This window comes from Williamsia sp. (assembly GCF_016462415.1).
Lineage (GTDB): Bacteria > Actinomycetota > Actinomycetes > Mycobacteriales > Mycobacteriaceae > Williamsia_A.
This window is the reverse complement of the sequence record NZ_JAEMTF010000060.1, coordinates 5,857-25,490: the sequence shown is the minus strand read 5'-3', so window position 1 is coordinate 25,490 and position 19,634 is coordinate 5,857. Positions and strand designations below refer to the sequence as shown.

Sequence of the window (19,634 nt, the reverse complement as noted above, 5' to 3'; positions counted from 1 at the left end):
CGATGCACGACACTCTCAGCTACATGTGACGACGCGTCACACTAAACTTGAGGGGTCGACGATGACACCACAGTTCGACGCAGTGATCGTGGGAGCAGGCTTCGGCGGCATGGGTGCGGCCATAGCGCTGACCCAACTCGGTTACACGAACCTGTCGATCCTGGAGCGCGAGGACGACCTCGGCGGGACCTGGCACGTCAACCGCTATCCCGGTCTCGCTGTCGACATCGCGTCGGTGACCTACTCCTACTCCTTCGAGCCCAACCCGAACTGGACCCGGTTGTTCGCACCGGGCGCCGAGCTCAAGTCGTACGCCGAGCACGTCGCGACGAAGTACGACCTGCGCCGGTCGATGCGGTTCGGGGTCGTGGTCGAGCGCGCCGAATGGGATGAGCAGCAACAGCTCTGGACGGTGACCATCGCGGGCGGCGAGACCGTCACCTCACGCTTCCTCGTCACGGCCACCGGGTTCCTCTCGCAGCCCTACACCCCCGACTTCCCCGGCATCGACACCTTCGCCGGAAAGATCATCCACACCACGGCCTGGGATCAGAACCATTCTTTCGCGGGCGAGAAGGCCGCGATCATCGGAACCGGGGCCACCGCCGTCCAGCTGATCCCCGAGATCGCCTCCCGCGCTGACGAACTGACCGTCTTTCAGCGGACCCCGATCTGGGTCGTGCCGAAGATCGACTTCGCCATCCCGCCGTTCGTTCGTCGCCTCTTCGCCCGCGTCCCGGTCACCCAGCGGCTGGCCCGGTCGGTGAACAACACGATCCTCGAGGGCATCATGGTCGTCGGCGTCCTGCACTTCCGACAGGCCAAGATGATGAACCGGGCCGCAGCGCTCGCGGCCAGGGCACACCTGCGGGTCTCGGTGCGCAGCAAGGCGACCCGACGGGCGCTGACGCCGCACTACGACTTCGGCTGCAAGCGGCCCACGTTCTCCAACAGATACTTCCGCACGTTCAATCGTCGCAACACCAGGCTGGAGACCACGTCGATCGATCACTTCGAACCCGACGCCGTTGTGACCACCGACGGCCGTCAGACACCGATCGACACCCTCGTCCTGGCCACCGGGTTCAACCTCTGGGACGTCAACTTCCCCGCCCTGCAGATCGTCGGACGCGAGGGACGCGACCTCGGACAGTGGTGGCGCGACAACCGCTTCCAGGCCTACGAGGGCATCGCGATCCCCAAGTTCCCGAACCTGCTCAGCCTCAACAGCCCGTACAGCTACAGCGGTCTGTCGTACTTCACCACCATCGAGTCGCAGATGGCCCACATGCGCCGCCTGCTCGGTGAGCTGCAGCGCCGCGGCGCGGCGACCTTCGAGGTGACCGACCGCGCGAACGCCGAGTTCCTCGACGCCGTCACCGACAAGCTCGGCGACTCGGTGTTCTACGAGGGAGAGTGCTCGACCTCGCGCAGCTACTACTTCAACCAGCACGGCGAGGCGGCCCTGCTGCGCCCCACCTCGACGTCGAACAGCTTCCACGCCGCGTCGACGTTCCCGCTCACCGACTACGAGTTCGCCTGATCCCTGCCGACGGCGCCGACGCATGATCGAGCAATCTGGCTAGCCTGGGTAAGTAACCCGTGTCGACCAGAGGAGCCCGATGACGATTGAACCGGACAACGCAGCCACGACGGCCCGCGGCGCCGAGCGGACCCTGGACGGTGTCACGGTCGTCATCACCGGCGCATCCAGCGGAATCGGCGCGAGCACGGCCGAGGCGCTCGCCGGTGCGGGGGCGACCGTCGCACTGTTCGCACGACGCAAGGATCGCCTCGACGAGCTCACGCGGACGATCGAGGGTAGCGGCACCGGCGCCGCCAAGGCCTACGGTGTCGACGTCACCGACCCGGACGCGGTCAGCGCGGGCATCGATGCGGTCGCGACGGAGTTCGGCGGCATCGACATCCTCGTCAACTGCGCGGGCGTCGGGACGTGGGGTCCCGCGGTCGATGCGACCCTGTCGGACTGGACGGCGATGGTGGACGTGAACATCAACGGCGTGTTCGCGGCCACCCACGCCGCTCTGCCGCATCTCGTCGCCGCGGCGAACGGTCCCCACGGGATCAGCGACATCGTCAACGTCAGTTCCGTTGCCGGACGCCGGGTCCCGAGCTTCCAGAGCAACGTCTACGCGGCGACCAAGCACGCGGTGGGCGCGTTCTCCGAGGGGCTGCGCCAGGAACTCGCGCCCGCGCACGTCCGCGTCGGTGTCGTCGAACCGGGCATCGTCACGACCGAGATGACCACGACCGGCGAGGAACACGCACCTGATGCGAGCGCGATCGAGGGACTCGGTGCGCTCGATCCGGACGACATCGCGGCGGCGATCGTCTACATCGTCACCCGACCGCGTCACGCAGCCGTCAACGAGGTGCTGATCCGGCCGACCGAGCAGGTGCGCTGACCCGACTCAGGTCGGATTCCGACCTGACGTGGCTGACAGATGAGAGCGTCGATCCGTATCGCCGGTCCGGGGCGCTCTCGCTCGGGCGGTTCGGTCGGCGTCCTCGCGTGCGGCGGTCAACGTATGACGTACCGCGGCGAGCGTGTTGGCTTCGATCGTGTGCGGGCCGAGGGTGCGGTGGGCGGTGAACAGGGCGAGGGCGATCTGGTCGCCAACGGTGCCGAGCGGCCGGTGGCGTAGGTCGTGCGGCGATGTGTGGGTGGGGATGCTGTGCACGAGGATGTCGGCAACAGTTTCGTAGCGCGCGCCGTGACCGTTGTCGTCGGCAGCCGCTCGTGCATACAGATCTCGGATGAGGCCACTCACGGTGTCGAGGAAGGCGCCGGCGGGAATGGCTGGTGATGAATGGTTCGGATAAGACACGACACACTCCTCATGCGCTGCGTACCCACGGTGGTACGCACTCACTTGTTGATCGCCGACAGACCCCCGCGCGTTACCGAGAGTCGCCGAAGCAACCCGGCGAGAACTCACCCCGCCCACGTGGTGACCACCTCGCGGAGACCGTCGGCGACCGATCGGATCGCGGGTCGCCGCAACGCCTCGGGTCGGTGGACCAGGTCGTACTGCCGGGCCGCGCGTACGCCGGACAGGATCAGACGGTGGACGTCGGGGTTGCGCACCGCGAACCTGGGGAGCAGTGCGATCCCGTGTCCGTCGGCGACCAGCGCCTCGATGGCGGTGAAGTCGTTGATGCGGTGGGTGATCCGCGGTTGCACCCCGGTCACCGTCGCCAGCGAGAGCAGCACGTCGTCGACCGGGAACCCGCCGCGAACGCTGATCCAGTCCTCGTCGGCGAGATCGTCGACGGCGACGGTGCGCTGATCGGCGAGTCGGTGCCCCGGGGGCACCACCACGTCGATGGGCTCGCGCATCAGCGGCTCGACCGTCACACGCGGCGACGCGATGGCGGGCGCGCGTTCGTCCCGGTGGGTGAGGACGAGGTCATGGTCGGGGAGCAGATCGGGCGCCTCCGGGTAGGTCAGGTCGATGTCGGTGGCGACGATCTCGATACCGCTCTCGTACATGACCGTCAGCAGGCGCGGCAGCACGAGTGCGGTCGCCGAGGGGAACATCGCGACGCGGACCGACCCGACCGAGCTGCCGCGGCGCGACGCCATCTCGTCCTGGGCGCGGTCGACGGCGGCGATCACCTCGTCGGCGCGCAGCACCAGGGCGCGGCCGGCGTCGGTGAGCCGTACACCGCGGCCGTCCTGCTCGAGCAGGTCGATGCCGGACTCGCGCGCGAGGACCTTCAGCTGCTGCGAGACCGCCGACGGTGTGAGCTTCAAGGCATCGGCGACCGCACCCACGCTGCCACGGTCGGCGAACTCCCTGAGTATCCGCAGTCGCCGTACTTCCATGAAGTGATTCTAAACAGTAGATGCATTTCATTTCGATTGTGCTGAACTGATCTGGCCCGCACGATGAGCGCATGTCCACTCGTCACCGCCTGATCGGCCTCACCGTGGTCCTGCTCTGGGGCGTGAACTTCATCGCCATCCACGCCGGCCTCGAGCACTTCCCTCCCTTCTTCTTCGCTGCGTTGCGCTTTGCGGTCATGGCCGTGCCGGTGATCCTGTTCGTCCCGTTCCCGAAGGTCCCGGTGCGCTGGCTGCTGCTCTACGGCGTTGGATTCGGCATCATCCAGTTCGCCTTCCTGTTCCTCGCGCTGGCGACCGGGATGCCCACCGGACTCGCGTCGCTGGTGCTGCAGTCGTCGGCACCGTTCACCGTGATCCTGGGCGTCGTATTGCTCGGAGAGCGCATGACCCGACGTCAGGTCGCCGGTATCGCCGTCGCCGTCGGCGGCATGGTGGTCATCGCGATCGACCGCATGCAGGCAGGAGCGGGCGCGGGCATCATCCCGATGGCATTGACGTTGATCGCCGGGCTGGGCTGGGCGTTCGGAAACCTCGGCAGCCGTCTCGCCCGCAGCGACGACCCGATGCGCCTCACCCTGTGGATGTGCGTCGTGCCACCGATCCCGCTGTACCTGATGAGCCTGGTCATCGAGGGTCCGTCGGCCGGGTTCGACGCGATGGCCACCGCGTTCACCCCCAACGGTCTCGTGGCACTGGCCGGTCTGGCCTACGTCGTCCTGCTGGGGACCATCGCCGGATCCGGGCTCTGGTCGTTCCTGATGAGCAAGCACCCGGCGAGCACGGTCGCCCCGTTCTCGCTGCTGGTCCCCGTGGTCGGCATCACCGCCTCGTGGATCGCGCTGCACGAGCAGCCCAGCGTGCTGCAACTCGTCGGGGCAGCGATCGTCATCGTCGGCTGCCTGGCCGGGCTGATGGGTTCGGCGCGCAAACCAGCTCCTGTGAAAGACTCGCAGGCATGTCCGACGCTCCCCGAACCTCCCGGGCACGCCTCCCGATTCGCACCCGGACGGCGCTCGCGGCAGCAGCAGGCGCCCGATGGGCCTCGCAGAGAACCGGTCGCGGCAAAGGCTCCATGATCGGTGGTCTGATCGCCGCCAAGATCGATCCGTCGATCATGGGTCGGTTGGCCGGGGGCAAGCGCACGGCGCTGATCACCGGCACCAACGGCAAGTCGACGACCACCAAGATGACCACCGCGGCCCTGGGCACCCTGGGCCAGGTCATCAGTCAGGCCGACGGCGCCAACATGGACGCCGGGATCATCGCCGCGCTCACCCTGGGTCGTGACGCGCCCTACGCGGCCATCGAGGTCGACGAGCTGCACGTGCCGCACGTCAGCGACGCTGTCGACCCCGATGTGCTTGTGCTGCTGAACCTCTCGCGTGACCAGCTCGACCGCGTCGGCGAGATCAACATCATCGAGCGACGCCTGCGCGAGGGCATCGCCCGCCACCCGGACATGACCGTCATCGCCAACTGTGACGACGTACTCGTGGCGTCGGCGGCGTATGACGCTGCCAACGTGGTGTGGGTCGCCGCGGGCGCCGGGTGGGCGAACGACTCGGTGAGCTGCCCACGATCCGGGGAGCCCATCGTCCGATCCGGCGACGACTGGTACAGCAGCGGAACCGATTTCCGACGTCCCACCCCCACCTGGTGGTTCGACGAGGAGTCGATACACGGCCCCGACGGCTTCACCGCGCCGATGACGTTGACGCTGCCCGGTAAGGCCAACCGCGGCAACGCCACTCAGGCGGTCGCGGCCGCGGTCACGATGGGTGCCGAACCCACCGCGGCGGTGACTGCCGTGTCGGGCGTCGGCGAGGTGGCCGGCCGCTACGGAGTGCGCACCGTCGGCGATCACTCCGTACGGATGTTGCTGGCCAAGAACCCCGCGGGGTGGCAGGAGGCGATGTCGATGATCGATCCGACCGCCGCCGGCCTCGTGATCGCGGTCAACGGTCAGGTCCCCGACGGCGAAGATCTCTCGTGGCTGTGGGACGTGCGGTTCGAGCACTTCGAGAACACCGCGGTCGTGGCCGCGGGTGAACGCGCCTCGGATCTCGGTGTCCGTCTGATCTACGCCGGCGCAGAGCATTCGACGATTCCTGACCCGCTGGCCGCGATCGCCTCATGCCCGCCGGGACGTGTGGACGTGCTCGCGAACTACACCGCGTTCCGCGACCTCGGTGTCGCGATCGACCGCATCGAACGAGGGGTCGCGCGACATGGCTGAGGGCACATCGACACTGCGGATCGGGCTCGTCCTGCCCGACGTGATGGGTACCTATGGTGACGGCGGCAACGCTCTGGTGCTGCGTCAACGAGCCCGGATGCGGGGCATCGACGCCGAGATCGTCGAGATCACCCTCGACGATCCCGTGCCGGACTCCCTCGACGTCTACACCCTGGGCGGCGCCGAGGACTATGCCCAGCGCCTCGCGACCCGACACCTGTTGCGCTACCCGGGGTTACAGAGGGCGGCCGAGCGCGGTGCCCCGGTCCTCGCGATCTGCGCTGCAATCCAGGTGCTGGGGCACTGGTACGAGACATCGGCCGGTGAGCGGGTCGAGGGCATCTCGATGCTCGATCTGACCACCGCCCCGCAGGGTGTTCGCAGCATCGGCGAACTGGTCACCAACCCGACGCTGCCGGGACTGACCCAGCAGCTCACCGGTTTCGAGAACCATCGCGGCGGAACGACGCTGGGAGCCGACTCGACTCCGCTCGCGCGCGTGGTGTCGGGACACGGGAACGGCGAGGGCACCCACGTCGACGGCGCCGTCACCGGTTCGGTCATCGGCACCTATCTCCACGGTCCGGCCTTGGCGCGTAATCCCGAACTGGCCGACCACCTGCTCAAGCAGGCGCTGGGCACCGACGATCTCGCACCGCTGCCGCTGCCCGAGATCGATCAACTGCGACGCGAACGGATCACCGCAGCCAAACGCTGACCTCCGGCTCCGGAAATGTGCGGTTCCGGTGACCGTTTTCGCAGGTCGGCGTCACCGAAACCACACATCATCGGGTCACGACGTCCCGCCGAACCCGAGATCCCCGGCCAGATCGAGCCATCGGCGTACTGCCGGTGCGGGTTCGGGGCGCCACACCAGTGCCAACAGCGCCTGCGTGTCTGCGTCGACAACCGGCTTCACCACCAGCCGGTCGGATGCTCCCATGGAGGACGCGCTGAGCAGTGCCACGCCGAGACCTCGCGACGCAAGAGCGGCGACCGCTTCCGGCGCACCGGCCTCCAGCGTCACATCCGCCGTGACCTCATGTGCTTCGCAGACGAGATCGAGCGCCGCGCGGATCCCGTTTCCCACGGGCAGGCTGATGAGCGGATGGGCACAGATGTCGGCGACGGTGACCCGCGCCCGTCGGGCCAGCGGGTGGTCGGCGGTGACGCCGATCATCAGACGATCACGGACCACCACCCGGGACTCGAGGTCTGTCGGGGGTTCATCGGCGACACCCACCAACGCGACATCGAGATCGCCGGCTCGAACCTGGTCGACGAGGGCAGCCGACCGGCCCTCGACCACTCCGATCTCGACGATCGGATGGGCGACGTGAAATGCCGCCAGCGCGTCGAACAGCGGCGGACCGGAGAACGCCGTGATCATGCCGATGTCGAGGCGCCCCTGCACGACGTCGCCGGCCAGCGTCACCGCCCGTGCCAGGGCAGCGACCTCGTCGACCACCCGACGCGCGTGATCGATCGCGACCTCGCCGGCCGCCGTCGGACGCACCGAACGGGTTCCCCGGTCGAACAGCGTCACGCCGAGTTCTCGCTCGAGACGCCGGATCTGCGCGCTGATGCCGGACTGCGTCACATGTACCCGCTCTGCCGCGCGGGTGAAGCCCGCCTCGTCCGCCACCGCGATCAGGTATTCGAGCTGCCGCAACTCCATGCGGCAGACGATAACGCCCCGGTGAGCTGCATCGACAACCCAGAACGATGGATCTCATCGCCAGAAGTTGTTGGACTCGGGGCCCGAACCGACCGCACCATCGATTCATGACCGATATCCGAGAGACCTCAGCCGCGTACTTCACCGCCTGGAAGAACCGCGACTTCGATTCCCTTCGTGCGCTACTCGCCGACGACGTCACGTTCGTGGGCCCCATGGCCACCCTGGACAACGCCGACGACTGTGTTGCGGGGCTGACAGGGATGTCGCAGATCCTCGACGACATCGACGTGGCAAAGGTGGCCGTCGACGGTGACGACGTCCTCACCTGGTTCGACCTCCACACCACCGTCGCGCCGCCCGCCCCGACCGTGAACTGGCAGACCATCGTCGACGGCAAGATCGTGGCCATCCGGGTGGCGTTCGACCCACGCGCCATCGTCGCCGCAGGCTGACGCCCACGGACCTCGCCGGCCCGCGTCAGGCGACGGTGAAGGCCCCCGAGGTCCCGGTGAACGGCCGCACGGTTCCCGTCGCGGACCTGCTGTCACCGAAATAGCGGACCCGGTAACGACCCTGCGTGTCGGCCGGGATCGTCCATCGCACCGTGATCACCGACGCGTTCTGCGACCCCTTCGGTCGCTTCCAGTGCATCTCGGTGCACCAGTCGTTGTCGTCGAACTCGGACACCCACCGACCACCGTCCTGACGTTCGACGGCGAAAAAGGTTCCGTCGGTGTGGAAGTCGTTCGTCGGGTGAGCGCCGACGAAGTCGACCGAGACGGTCGCGCGCGGGGCGTACCGTGTGGACGGCTCGGTGAGCACGTCGCCGAAGCGGTGTCCGCGCAGCGGCGCGTCCGGCGGGACGGCCGGGAGCAGATCAGGCTGCGGAGACGACTTGTCCACCGGCGCAGGTCCTCGACCCAGGCCTGCTCCCGAGACCATCGAAAGGGCCAGCCGGTCGAACTCCTGCAGATACGCCGACAGCGTCCACCGGCCGAACTGTGTCTCACCGCCCTCGTACTGTTGGGCGTCGTACTCCTGCTCGGTGGTGACGTACTGGCTGTAGCCGTTGGCGTATCCCTGCAGCAGCACGTCGTCGGCATCGACACCGAGTGCGGCGGCCACCACGCGCCGGACCCGTAGCCCGGCCACGATCGTGAACTCGGCGGGCGCCGCGGCGAGTACCAGTGATCCGATGCGCATGATCTGGATGGGCAGGATCGACGGAATCCAGCCCGACGGCGGCAGCAACCCCAGTGGGACGACGACGAGCTTGGGCGCCTGCACCGCGCGCACCCAGTCGGGGACGTCGATCTTCTGACCCTCGTCGAACAGCGGTACCGGCCGGTTGTAGTTGTCCTCGGTGCTGGTCCCGATCGCTGCGGCACCCATACACGCCGGCCCCGTCCGCGCGGGCTTGCCCTCCGGGGTGAAACGGGCGGCGATCGACACCCTCGAGAAGTCGACGTAGTGGACCACCGACTCGATCCCGTTGCGCGCCATGGGCATCGCGGTGGCGAGTGCAGCCCGGCCCGCATCGTGCTGGCGGCGTCCGATGATGAGGCAGTTGGTCCGGTTGTCGGTGGTGGGACCGGACGGTTGCAGCTTCCGCAGCCACAGGTTCGGGGTCATGTCCCCGGCGTTGGTCTGTGGGAACGATGCCACGACCCCATCGGTCGTGGACTCGGCGAGATAGCTGGCGTAGCCCTTGTTGTCACCCGAGATGAGGACGTTGCGGTCGGTCAGCGAGGTGCCGTGCGTCGAGAACCACGTGATCTGACCCGCGTCGGCAGACGCCCCGTTCTTGCGCAGCCGCAGCACGGTCACCGCGGGATCGATCGCGTCGGGGAACACCGCCTTCTCGTCCGACGGGTTCCGGTCGAACGCGGTACGGGAACGGTTCGCGCTGGCGTCGTGCAGTTCACCGCGTCCGATCGCGATGGTTCCGGGCGCGAGATCGCTGTGCGCCCTGACGATTGCGGTGACGATGCCGTTCACCTCGGCCTCGTACGACTTTTTCTTGAAGCCGAACGCAGCGAGTGTGTACGCGTAGTCCCATGCCGTGCCACCGCACGAATTGTGATTGTGGGTGGCGTTGAGATTGACGTTGCGTTCGGTGTACAGATCGCCGAATCGCGCTCGGAGTCGGGCGATCACACCGAGATGGACCGACTGGAACAGACACGCCACGTCGGCGTTGACGAAGACCACGCGGCCGCCGCCGACCTGATCGGCGATCACGTAGGCACGTGCCCAGCACCGCGACAGCAGCCCGGCGCTGACCTGGTCGGGCTCGGAGTACCCCATCATGCCCTGGCCTGCGACGGCACCGGTCATGTCCGCGCGACCGCAGCCGACGAGGTATCCCCCCGACCCGGTCGGCTCGGCCTGCGCGACACCGGCTCGCTCGGCGGCGAACGCTCCGCCGACCGCGACGCCACCCACACCGACGGCCATCGCGCCCAACACAGTGCGCCTGTCGATCGCTTCACCCATGCTCTCGGATCCATCCCGTCCGGTCAGGACGTCACTGGGCTGATAAACAGACCAGCCACGACGAGGACTCCTTGCGGAGATTGATCGGGATCGTCGCCCCGGAAGGCTCGAACCCCCACTTCGCCGAGGCCCGACCACCGGTCACCTCGATGTCGCCGACGACGACATCGAGTTCGACCCCACCGATGCCGCCGGGTGGGGTCGAGACGCTCACGACGTCGCGGTCCTGGGCGCACACGGCCGCAGCCAAGGCATCCTTGTCCCCGGTCCCGATTGCCTCGACGTACCGGGTGACGGCCTGCGTGATGGCGTCGTCGTCGGCGCCGGACGAGTTCGACTCCTCCGCGGAATTCGAGCCGGAACTCGACTCCGGTGAGGACGCCGCCGAGCTCGACGACGGCCCTGAGGACGCCGAGGCACCGGAATCGTCGTCGTCATCGCCGGTCAGAAGGAACGCCGTGACGCCGACCGCCACGACCACCACGAGGACGACCGCGAGGATGATCGCGATCAGAGGGCCACGCTTCTTCGACGGGCCACCCTGGTTCGGGGGTTGCCAGCCCGGCCCGGGTGGCCCGTACGGACCATTACCGCCGTAGTGGGGTTGCTGGCCGAAGTATGGGGGCTGGCCGTACTGCGGTGGCTGCTGGCCGAAGTTCGGGGGCGGGCCGTATTGCGGGGGCGGCGGCTGACCGAAATTCGGAGGCGGGCCGTACTGCGGGGGCGGCTGCCCGCCGTACTGCGGGGGCGGGCCGTCGGGCGTCTCCCCGGGAGGACCGAACGGGCCGGGAGGACCGTAGGGCGGTTGGCTCATCGCTGCACCCCTGCCGTTGGCGATCATTGCGTTGTCGCGGCTAACGAATCACAGTGACTGTACAGACAACCGCGACCGGTGTACTCGCGGTCACGTCGATTGCGCGCACGGGCTGCTACGAGGGCGCCGACGACAAGGTCAACGACTGGTCGGGCACACCTTCCAACTCCCGTCTTCTTTCAGCAAACGGACGTCGATTCCCGGCGTGGACCCGAATGCGATCTTCGCCGTCGCCTTGTTGCCGGCGATCTGGATGTCGGTGACGTCGACGTCGGAGGACATGACTCCACCGGTCATTCCCGACGTCGCCCTCGTCATGTTGGCCACGTCCTGCGCGCACACCAGGGACGGGATCTTCTCGGCATCACCGGTCAGCAGAGCAGACGCGTAGCCCGTGACGGCCGAACGTATCTCGGACTCCGCGTCACCTGACGACAACGATTCATCCGGCGACGTCGAATCCCGTGGGGACGCGCCGGTGGAGACCGTCGACGATCCGGACGGGCCACCTGACGCACTGGAGTCGTCGGAGTCACCACCGGCCAGCAGCGCTGCTGCGGTGATACCGCCGGCGATCAACACCACCACGATCACGATGACCGCCGCGATCCACGGGCCGCGATTCTTCTTCGGGCCGGGCCCCGCGGGCGGCCATCCCTGTCCGGGCGGACCGTAGCCGGGCGGACCGTAGCTGGGCGGACCGAAAGCCTGTTGGCCATACGGGGGTTGCTCGTTCGGCGGCCCTCCGTAGGTACCGGGCGGCGGTCCGTAGGTACCGGGCGGCGGCCCGTACGGCCCTGCCGGTCCCGGTGAACCGTAGGGACCGGGACCGTAACCGGGCTGGGGAGGCGGTCCCCACTGGCGCGGGTCGGGCCCACCCGGTTGATCTCCGGACGGACCGTAGGGAGGCTGACTCACACCGACACCACCTGACATCGTTCGCGGGTTCGGTCCACGGTGAACCACCCGAACTCGAAATCCTGCCATCGCTGCAGATGCGGTCGCGACTTCTCGCCATCGCGGGCCACGGCCCGTTCGAGGCGTTCGGGGGCCGACCCGCCGTCGAGCCACAGGGCGGTCTCGAGTCGCTCGGCCATCCGGGCGCGGGCGCTCGAGACACCCTCGATGATCAGCAGCGGCTCCCACCGCAGCCACACTCGCGGTCCCGCCTGCGGGGTGCCGTCGAGCCACACCCGCGGGTGATAGCGGTAGTCGTGGCGACGGGTGAACGATTGCAGGACATCGGCTTCCAGCTCCGGCCACCATCCCACGGGGTCATCCCACGTAGCGAAGTCGTCGGTGCGGATGAGCACCGCCCGAACGCGACGCCGGGCGAGTTCGGCCATCAGGGCATCGGCGAACGTCGACTTCCCGGCGCCGGAGGGTCCGTCGATCGCCACGATCCCGGCACGGAGGCCCTCGGCGACCTGCTGTGCCGCAACACCATACGACAACCGCCCGACGGCGGCGGTCACGTCAGGACCCGCCGCCCCGACATCGCGCGTCCGAGGGTCAACTCGTCGGCGAACTCCAGGTCGCCGCCCATCGGCAACCCGGATGCGAGTCGGGTGACCGAGAGCCCGGGAAAGTCCTTGAGCATACGTACGAGGTAGGTGGCGGTCGCCTCCCCCTCGGTGTTGGGATCGGTCGCGACGATGATCTCGCTGACGTCGACCCCGTCGGTCTGATTGGCCAACCGGCGCAGCAACTCTCGGATGCGGAGCTGATCGGGTCCGATACCGCCGAGGGGATCGAGGGCGCCGCCGAGGACGTGATAGCGGCCGGCGAACTCCTTGGTCCGTTCGATGGCCTGAACGTCCTTCGGTTCCTCGACCACGCAGATCTTGGTGGCATCACGTCGGGCGTCGCCGCAGATCCGACACAGCTTGTCGGCGGAGACGTTTCCGCATTCGACGCAGAAGGTGACGTCGTCACGGACGTGCCCGAGTGCGCTGATCAGACGGTCGATCTCTTTGTTCTCGCCGCCGAGCAGGTGGAACGCGATGCGCTGAGCGCCTTTCGGTCCCAGACCGGGGAGCTTGGCCAGCTCGTCGATCAGATCCTGGATCGGCCCTTCGTACACTGCGCCCTCACTGCCCCAGGCCGGGACCGCCGAAGCCGGGGAGTCCGCCGCCGAGGCCACCCGCGAGCGGACCCATGGCGTTCGAGGTGAGCTCGTCGCGCTTGGTGGCCAGGTCGGCGAGCGCTCCGACGATCAGGTCCTGCAACGTCTCGATGTCGTCGACGTCGACCACCTCGGGGTCGATCGTGACCGCGGTGATCTCGCCCGCGCCCGAACCGGTGACCGTCACCAGACCGCCGCCGGCGGTGCCGGTGAGCTCGGTCGCTGCGATCGTGTTCTGGGCGCTGAGCAGCTGTTCCTGCATTTTCTGAGCCTGCGCGAGCAGGCCTGCCATCGGGTTCTCGGGATCCACGTACTCCAGAGTAGTGGCTGGTGACCGACGGCCCCGTCCCCCACGCGCACCTCAGCGCAGAAGGCGTTCCACGTGGTCGGCGATCTCATCGACGGTGCTGCCCTGCTCCGGCTCGACATCGAACGACAGCACGTCGCTGCCGCCGAAGATGCGGGCGGCCCGCGGGGTCAGGGCGAACTCGAACCGGTCGTCGGTGCGCCGCCAGTGCAGGATGCCGTCGGGGATCGGGGCACCCATCCCGGTGGAGATCTGGTGGGTGGACGCCTCGGTGGTGGCCAGCGACATCAGGTCGCGCTGGATCTGGAAGCAGTCACCGCTCTCGGTGTCGAGGAAGACGACGGCCTCGAACTTGAGGTCGGGCAGGCGGTCGTAGGAGACGACGATCATGACCCCATCTCCTCACACCTCAACTCGTCACACCCCATCGTGTGACACCACATCGTGTGACACCACATCGCGCGACACCACCGACCGGGTGCTGCGGAACACGCGCCGTCGGCCGGTGAGCGGGTCGTCGAATGCGAGGCGGTGCGCGACCAGACGCAGAGGGCGGGTGAAGTCACCCGAGTCGGGCAGGGCCGCCAGCTCAGGTCGGACCTCGGGGTAGAGCGGATCACCGTCGATGGGGATGCCGAGTTCGGCCATGTGCAGCCGCAGCTGATGGGTCCGTCCGGTGTGCGGCGTCAGCCGGTACTCGGCAAGTCCAGCCGACTCGTCTGACGGGCCGTCGAGGAGTTCTACCCGACTGCGGGCGTTGACCTCGCCGTCGACGACCCGCGCCCGCAGGTCGCCGGAGTCCTTGAGGATCCGGTTCGCCACATCGGCGGGCAGGCGCAGATCGGTGCGCACCGGCGCCGCCGCCCGGTACTCCTTCTCCACCAGCCGGTCGGCGAACAGGGCCTGATAGTCGCGTCGCACCTGCGGCCGGCGGGTGAACAGCAGGACCCCCGCGGTGAGACGGTCGAGCCGGTGCGCGGGGCTGATCAGATCGGTGCCGAACTCGCGCCGCAGACGCACCAGCGCAGTCTGGACCACGTGGACGCCGCGCGGCATCGTCGCCAGGAAATGCGGTTTGTCCACGACAATGATGTCGTCGTCGGCGTGCAGCACCGGCAGGTCGAACGGGATCGCGACCTCCGCCGGTAGGTCGCGGTAGAGATACACCGGGGCGCCGACGGTGGTCGGGGTCGACGGAGCGAGCGGCGACCCGGAGAGGTCAACGATCTCGCGCGCCGCGAACCGCTCCAGCAGACCGGCCTCGTCGAGATCCGACAGCGCCGGTGCCCGACGCAGGGCGTCGATCAGGGGTTCGTCCGCTGTCCGCAGTACCACCCGGGTCGCGTCGACGCCGTGGCGTGGCGGCAGCGGCGAGGACCTGCGACGTCGGCCCATGGCCGCCTACCGACCCGCGACGAGCCCGCCCGTCGTGATCACTTCTCCAGGCGGGACTTGAGGTTGCCCAGGAGGGCGGCCTGGATGCGGTTGAGTCCCTTCGGCGCGAACGTCTTCTCGAAGAAGCCGCCGATGCCGCCTGCACCCTTCCATGACGTGGTGGTCTCCACCATCGACCCGTTGCCCTGGGGCGAGACGGTGTAGGTGGTCACCATGGTCGAGTTCTCGTCGTTCTCGGTGATGGTCGAGCCGTCGACGGCGACGGTGGCCTTCACGTTGCGCGACCGCTTCGACGTCGCCTGCAGCGTCCACTGCGCGACCGTTCCCGCGCCGGAGGTACCGCTGATCACCTGGTAGTCGAGGTACTGCTCGGGCAGGATCTGCGGACGCACGACGGCGTAGTCACTCAGTGCTGCCAGCACCGAATCCGGGGTTGCGTTGATGTCGATCGACTGTGTAGCCGAAACCTGTGCCACGACGAATCACTCCTTGCGTGTCGATGGACTCCGATGTCGCCCGCAAGGATACGGAGGTGCGTGATCTGCGGGTTGTGCGGTGCACACGGCCTCAGCCGCGACGCACCTCCACGGGGGCCGAACCGGCCAGGGTGCGGGCGACGACGCAGTAGCGCTCGGTCAGCTCGAGGAGCTTGTCGACCTTCACGTCGTCCTCGTCGGTGTCGAAGGTGAAGGTCAGCGAGATGTCGGTCATCCCGACCGGCGTATCGCGGTCGACGCCGAGGGTGCCGCGGGCATCGAACGCCCCGTCGGCGCGCACCTGCGCGTTGCGGATGTCCAACGACATCGCCGTCGCGACCGACCGGAACGTCACCCCCGCGCACGCCACCAGGGCCTGCAACAGCATGTCGCCCGAGCACGCCTCGCTGCCGTCGCCACCGGTGGTGGGGTGCAGTCCGGCGCGCACCGACCCGGCCCACGTGTCGACCGTGCAGGTGATGTCGTCGTCGGTGAACGTGCCGACGGCGTGCAGGGGAGCGATCGCCGCGGCGGGGTCGTCGCGGTAGCTGTCCTTGAGGGGTTTCTGCAGATTTCGCAGGGCGGTGGCATCCATACAATCGATGTTGTCACGTCGGCGGTATAGCCGGTGTTGGAAGCCTCGATGCCGGTGGTTGTTCACCCGCGCATCAGCGCATCGTGTCGCGCGGTTGGTTGGCGGTGCAGACCCAGGAGTCCTAGGCTCAATGGGTTCGGGCGCGGGCCGCGGGCGGGACGCCGAGACGGCTCGCCGCGTCTGCGGCAGCCGCCGTGCCGACGTGAGCAACCAAAGAGGTTCACCAGAATATGAGTGCAGACAGGTCGACGAGCCGCGACCGGGAGATGGGCTGGGACGCCTTCGCCGCGGGAATCGACACCCTGCTGGCGAGCTACCGTGCGATCCCCGCACACGCACGTGTCCGACTTGCGAAGAAAACGTCGAATCTGTTCCGCCGCCGCGACAAGAACCCCTACCCGGGTCTCGACGTCTCCGGTCTCGATCGCGTCATCGAGGTCGACGCCGACGCGATGACCGCCGACGTCGCAGGCATGTGCACCTACGAACACCTCGTCGACGCCACGCTCCCCTACGGCCTGGCGCCGCTGGTCGTACCGCAACTCAAGACCATCACGCTCGGCGGTGCCGTCACCGGGCTCGGCATCGAGAGCACGTCGTTCCGAAACGGATTGCCGCACGAGACGGTTCGCGAGATGGACGTCCTCACCGGATCCGGCGAGATCGTCACCGTCAGCCCCACCAACGAGCGATCCGATCTGTTCTTCGGCTTCCCCAATTCCTACGGAACCCTGGGCTACAGCACGAGATTGACGATAGAGCTGGAGAAGGTCGAGCCATTCGTCGAACTGCGCCATCTGCGCTTCGACGACGTGGCCGAACTGCAGGAGGCGATGGATCGCATCGTCACCGACCGCAGCCACGACGGCGAGGTCGTGGACTACCTCGACGGGGTCGTCTTCTCGGCCACGGAGTCGTACCTGACCCTGGGACGCCGCAGCGCCGAGCCCGGCCCGGTCAGCGACTACACCGGCTCCGACATCTTCTACCGGTCCATCCAGCATCCGAGCGCCTCCACGCCCAAGCGGGACCGGCTCACGATCCACGACTACCTCTGGCGCTGGGACACCGACTGGTTCTGGTGCTCACGGGCGTTCGGGGCGCAGAACCCCAAGATCCGCCGGTTCTGGCCGAAGCGGTTGCTGCGCAGCAGCTTCTACTGGAAGCTCATCGCGCTCGACCACCGCTTCGACATCGCCGACCGCCTCAACGCCCGCAAGGGCGAGCCGCCGAACGAACGTGTCGTCCAGGACATCGAGGTGCCGATCGAACGCACCGCCGAGTTCATCGCGTGGTTCCTGGAGAACATCCCGATCGAGCCGATCTGGTTGTGTCCGTTGCGACTTCACGATCCCCTCCCCACCGGAGCGGACAGCTCGCGGCCCTGGCCGCTCTACCCGCTGGCACCCCGGCACACCTACGTCAACGTCGGCTTCTGGTCGGCCGTCCCGAAGATCGAGGGCGAACCGGAGGGTCGGGCCAACCGACTCATCGAACGCAAGGTCTCCGAGCTCGACGGCCACAAGTCGCTGTACTCCGACTCGTTCTACGACGAGGCGGAGTTCGACGAGCTCTACGGCGGCGAGTCCTACCGCCTGCTGCGCAAACATCACGACCCCGCATCACGATTCCTGGACCTCTACGCAAAGGCGGTGAAGCGTCAATGACGACTTTCAAAGACAACAGCAATTCCCCGGGTTCGGGGACGTCGCGCTCCACCCGCAGCAGCAGCCCGAAGATGTCGCTGGCCGAGATCGTCGAGGCCGTGGCCGGCGGCGACCTGTCGGTCCGCGTCACCGCGTACGACGGCAGCGCTGCCGGACCCGAGGACGCCGAGTTCGGCCTCGACCTGGTCACTCCCCGCGGCACGACCTATCTCGTCACCGCACCAGGCGATCTCGGTCTCGCGCGCGCCTACATCTCGGGCGATCTGAACCTGCGTGGCAGCCACCCGGGCGACCCGTACCACTCACTCAAAGCTCTCTCGGCCAACGTCAGCTTCGCCCGCCCGAGCGCGATGACGATGGCCACGATCACCCGCTCCCTCGGCCTCGAGGCGTTCAAGCCGATCGCGCCGCCGGCGCAGGAGGCACAGCCCCGCTGGCGACGTATCGCAGAAGGTCTGCGGCACAGCCGGACCCGTGACGCCGAGGCGATCCACCACCACTACGACGTCTCGAACACGTTCTATGAGTGGGTGCTCGGCCCGTCGATGACCTACACGTGCGCGTGCTACCCGGAGCGCGATGCGAGCCTGGAGACCGCCCAGGACAACAAGTACCGGCTGGTCTTCGAGAAGCTGCAACTCAAGCCGGGCGACCGACTGCTCGACATCGGTTGCGGCTGGGGCGGAATGGTCCGCTATGCCGCACGCCAGGGCGTCTACGCGATCGGTGCGACCCTGTCGGCCGAGCAGGCGGCCTGGGCGCAGAAGGCGATCGTCGACGAGGGACTCAGCGAGTTCGCCGAGGTCCGGTTCAGCGATTACCGCGATGTCACCGAGTCCGGTTTCGACGCCGTCTCCTCCATCGGGCTCACCGAGCACATCGGTGTCGCCAACTACCCGTCGTACTTCGGGTTCATGCGGGACAAGGTCAAGCCCGGTGGGCTGATCCTGAACCACTGCATCACCCGCCCGGACAACAAGGGCAAGCACAAGGCGGGCGCCTTCATCGACCGCTACGTGTTCCCCGACGGGGAGCTGACCGGGTCGGGCACCATCATCTCCGCCGTGCAGGACGTCGGCCGACTCGAGGTGGTGCACGAGGAGAACCTCCGCGAGCACTACGCGATGACCCTGCGCGACTGGAACCGCAACCTGGTCGAGAACTGGGACGCGGCGGTCGAGGAGGTCGGTGAGTCGACTGCGCGACTGTGGGGCCTGTACCTGGCCGGCTGCCGGGTGGGCTTCGAGCGCAACATCATCCAGTTGCACCAGGTCCTGGGCGTCAAGCTCGCCGACGACGGTTCCAACGGCCTCCCCCTGCGGCCGTGGTGGAACGCCTGACGCTGATCGTCAACGTGTAGTTCCGCGCGTACGCGCGCTTCCCGTTCCCATGCGCGCCCATCTGGGCGCGCGTGTGAACGGTGGGTGCGCGTCGGTGCGTTCTCGGTCAGCCGTCGATGCGCCGGGCGCCGAGTTCGGACGCCAGCAACGCCATCGCGATCTGCTCAGGATCCTGACGTGGATCCGGATCGTTGTCGCGAGCGTCGGCGGCCATCTCGTCGCGCTCGGCGTCGGTGAGCTCGTCGTCGGCGACCGGCGGCGCCTCGGGTACCGGGGAGGGTTCCTCCGGCGGTGGCGGCTCATCCGATGACGCCGGTGGTCCGTCGGCGGCCGCTCGTCCACCGCGTCGTGTGTAGGTGTTCTTCTGACCGGCCGCCTTGGCACGCCCCGGACCGGCGGGGTCGGCCACGGTCTTCACCGTGACGGTGTCGTTGGGCAGGTGCTCACACCGCACGGTCCATGCGCCGCCGAACACGTCGTGCATGGCGGCCGCGATCACCGCGGTGCCGCGGTCAGAAGCCAGACGTGCGACCAGTGGCGCGTTGTCGTGGCTGATCACCAGGGTGGAACCCTCGACACCACGAACGGTGGCGCCGGACAGCATCACCTCGACGACCTTGTCGTGATCGCG

Annotated in this window: 21 protein-coding genes and 1 pseudogene; 8 read left to right on the top strand and 14 right to left on the bottom strand. The window is 67.9% G+C overall.

Annotated elements, in window-relative coordinates:
- Positions 1 to 61: 61 nt before the first annotated feature.
- Both JHC79_RS15065 and JHC79_RS15060 read left to right on the top strand, forming a co-directional pair.
- The gene (locus JHC79_RS15065) at positions 62 to 1,543 is read left to right on the top strand and encodes an NAD(P)/FAD-dependent oxidoreductase (protein ID WP_296392178.1); all 1,482 of its coding nucleotides are present in this window, start codon (positions 62 to 64) and stop codon (positions 1,541 to 1,543) included.
- A 79-nt stretch (positions 1,544 to 1,622) separates the two neighbouring features.
- Positions 1,623 to 2,426 carry an SDR family oxidoreductase gene (locus tag JHC79_RS15060; protein WP_296392177.1) on the top strand — a complete coding sequence of 268 codons (804 nt, stop codon included), beginning with the start codon at positions 1,623 to 1,625 and terminating at the stop codon, positions 2,424 to 2,426.
- Positions 2,427 to 2,432: 6 nt separating this feature from the next.
- Here the strand turns inward: JHC79_RS15060 and JHC79_RS15055 are convergent, their stop codons facing one another.
- A complete protein-coding gene (locus JHC79_RS15055) occupies positions 2,433 to 2,894 on the bottom strand; it encodes a hypothetical protein (RefSeq protein WP_296392175.1) in 462 nt (153 codons plus the stop codon).
- A 62-nt stretch (positions 2,895 to 2,956) separates the two neighbouring features.
- The gene (locus JHC79_RS15050; RefSeq protein ID WP_296392173.1) at positions 2,957 to 3,850 is read right to left on the bottom strand and encodes a LysR family transcriptional regulator; all 894 of its coding nucleotides are present in this window, start codon (positions 3,848 to 3,850) and stop codon (positions 2,957 to 2,959) included.
- Positions 3,851 to 3,921: 71 nt separating this feature from the next.
- On the opposite strand from JHC79_RS15050, the gene JHC79_RS15045 reads away from it, so the two are divergent.
- From JHC79_RS15045 to JHC79_RS15035, 3 genes are read left to right on the top strand one after another with little or no spacing between them, the layout of a single operon-like run.
- The gene (locus JHC79_RS15045; protein WP_296392171.1) at positions 3,922 to 4,947 is read left to right on the top strand and encodes an EamA family transporter; all 1,026 of its coding nucleotides are present in this window, start codon (positions 3,922 to 3,924) and stop codon (positions 4,945 to 4,947) included.
- Complete coding sequence (locus JHC79_RS15040) at positions 4,944 to 6,107, top strand: MurT ligase domain-containing protein (RefSeq protein ID WP_296392169.1); 1,164 nt, start codon at positions 4,944 to 4,946, stop codon at positions 6,105 to 6,107. The genes JHC79_RS15045 and JHC79_RS15040 overlap by 4 nt, the downstream gene beginning before the upstream one ends.
- Entirely contained in the window at positions 6,100 to 6,825 is a 726-nt protein-coding gene (locus tag JHC79_RS15035) for a glutamine amidotransferase (protein WP_296392167.1), read from the top strand. The genes JHC79_RS15040 and JHC79_RS15035 overlap by 8 nt, the downstream gene beginning before the upstream one ends.
- 75 nt (positions 6,826 to 6,900) lie before the next feature.
- Here the strand turns inward: JHC79_RS15035 and JHC79_RS15030 are convergent, their stop codons facing one another.
- A complete protein-coding gene (locus JHC79_RS15030) occupies positions 6,901 to 7,785 on the bottom strand; it encodes a LysR family transcriptional regulator (protein ID WP_296392165.1) in 885 nt (294 codons plus the stop codon).
- A 107-nt stretch (positions 7,786 to 7,892) separates the two neighbouring features.
- On the opposite strand from JHC79_RS15030, the gene JHC79_RS15025 reads away from it, so the two are divergent.
- Positions 7,893 to 8,240 (top strand): nuclear transport factor 2 family protein, encoded by a 348-nt coding sequence (locus JHC79_RS15025; protein WP_296392163.1) that lies wholly within the window; start codon positions 7,893 to 7,895, stop codon positions 8,238 to 8,240.
- A gap of 25 nt (positions 8,241 to 8,265) precedes the next feature.
- Here the strand turns inward: JHC79_RS15025 and JHC79_RS15020 are convergent, their stop codons facing one another.
- The 10 genes from JHC79_RS15020 to JHC79_RS14975 all read right to left on the bottom strand — a co-directional run bounded on the left by JHC79_RS15020 (position 8,266) and on the right by JHC79_RS14975 (position 15,996).
- Positions 8,266 to 10,245 carry a neutral/alkaline ceramidase gene (locus JHC79_RS15020; RefSeq protein WP_296392184.1) on the bottom strand — a complete coding sequence of 660 codons (1,980 nt, stop codon included), beginning with the start codon at positions 10,243 to 10,245 and terminating at the stop codon, positions 8,266 to 8,268.
- Between the two features lie 70 nt (positions 10,246 to 10,315).
- Positions 10,316 to 11,098, bottom strand: coding sequence for a hypothetical protein (locus tag JHC79_RS15015; protein WP_296392160.1), 783 nt, complete (start codon positions 11,096 to 11,098; stop codon positions 10,316 to 10,318).
- Between the two features lie 138 nt (positions 11,099 to 11,236).
- Complete coding sequence (locus tag JHC79_RS15010; protein ID WP_296392158.1) at positions 11,237 to 12,016, bottom strand: hypothetical protein; 780 nt, start codon at positions 12,014 to 12,016, stop codon at positions 11,237 to 11,239.
- Positions 12,013 to 12,573: a hypothetical protein gene (locus tag JHC79_RS15005; RefSeq protein ID WP_296392156.1), complete on the bottom strand. Its 561-nt coding sequence runs from the start codon at positions 12,571 to 12,573 to the stop codon at positions 12,013 to 12,015. Before JHC79_RS15005 ends, JHC79_RS15010 begins: the two co-directional genes overlap by 4 nt.
- Positions 12,570 to 13,181 carry a recombination mediator RecR gene (gene recR / locus JHC79_RS15000; protein ID WP_296392154.1) on the bottom strand — a complete coding sequence of 204 codons (612 nt, stop codon included), beginning with the start codon at positions 13,179 to 13,181 and terminating at the stop codon, positions 12,570 to 12,572. Before recR ends, JHC79_RS15005 begins: the two co-directional genes overlap by 4 nt.
- A 7-nt stretch (positions 13,182 to 13,188) precedes the next feature.
- Positions 13,189 to 13,515 (bottom strand): YbaB/EbfC family nucleoid-associated protein, encoded by a 327-nt coding sequence (locus JHC79_RS14995; protein WP_296392182.1) that lies wholly within the window; start codon positions 13,513 to 13,515, stop codon positions 13,189 to 13,191.
- Positions 13,516 to 13,584: 69 nt separating this feature from the next.
- Positions 13,585 to 13,920, bottom strand: a complete 336-nt coding sequence (locus JHC79_RS14990) for a hypothetical protein (protein ID WP_296392152.1) — start codon at positions 13,918 to 13,920, stop codon at positions 13,585 to 13,587.
- Positions 13,921 to 13,947: 27 nt separating this feature from the next.
- Complete coding sequence (locus JHC79_RS14985) at positions 13,948 to 14,925, bottom strand: pseudouridine synthase (protein ID WP_296392150.1); 978 nt, start codon at positions 14,923 to 14,925, stop codon at positions 13,948 to 13,950.
- Positions 14,926 to 14,963: 38 nt separating this feature from the next.
- Complete coding sequence (locus JHC79_RS14980) at positions 14,964 to 15,401, bottom strand: SRPBCC family protein (protein WP_296392148.1); 438 nt, start codon at positions 15,399 to 15,401, stop codon at positions 14,964 to 14,966.
- A gap of 91 nt (positions 15,402 to 15,492) precedes the next feature.
- Complete coding sequence (locus tag JHC79_RS14975; protein WP_296392146.1) at positions 15,493 to 15,996, bottom strand: OsmC family protein; 504 nt, start codon at positions 15,994 to 15,996, stop codon at positions 15,493 to 15,495.
- A 266-nt stretch (positions 15,997 to 16,262) separates the two neighbouring features.
- On the opposite strand from JHC79_RS14975, the gene JHC79_RS14970 reads away from it, so the two are divergent.
- The gene (locus JHC79_RS14970; RefSeq protein WP_296392180.1) at positions 16,263 to 17,663 is read left to right on the top strand and encodes an FAD-binding oxidoreductase; all 1,401 of its coding nucleotides are present in this window, start codon (positions 16,263 to 16,265) and stop codon (positions 17,661 to 17,663) included.
- Positions 17,660 to 19,003 (top strand): class I SAM-dependent methyltransferase, encoded by a 1,344-nt coding sequence (locus tag JHC79_RS14965; protein WP_296392144.1) that lies wholly within the window; start codon positions 17,660 to 17,662, stop codon positions 19,001 to 19,003. Before JHC79_RS14970 ends, JHC79_RS14965 begins: the two co-directional genes overlap by 4 nt.
- A 106-nt stretch (positions 19,004 to 19,109) precedes the next feature.
- Here the strand turns inward: JHC79_RS14965 and JHC79_RS14960 are convergent.
- A pseudogene (locus tag JHC79_RS14960) lies at positions 19,110 to 19,634 on the bottom strand (DNA polymerase III subunit gamma/tau); the annotation flags it as partial.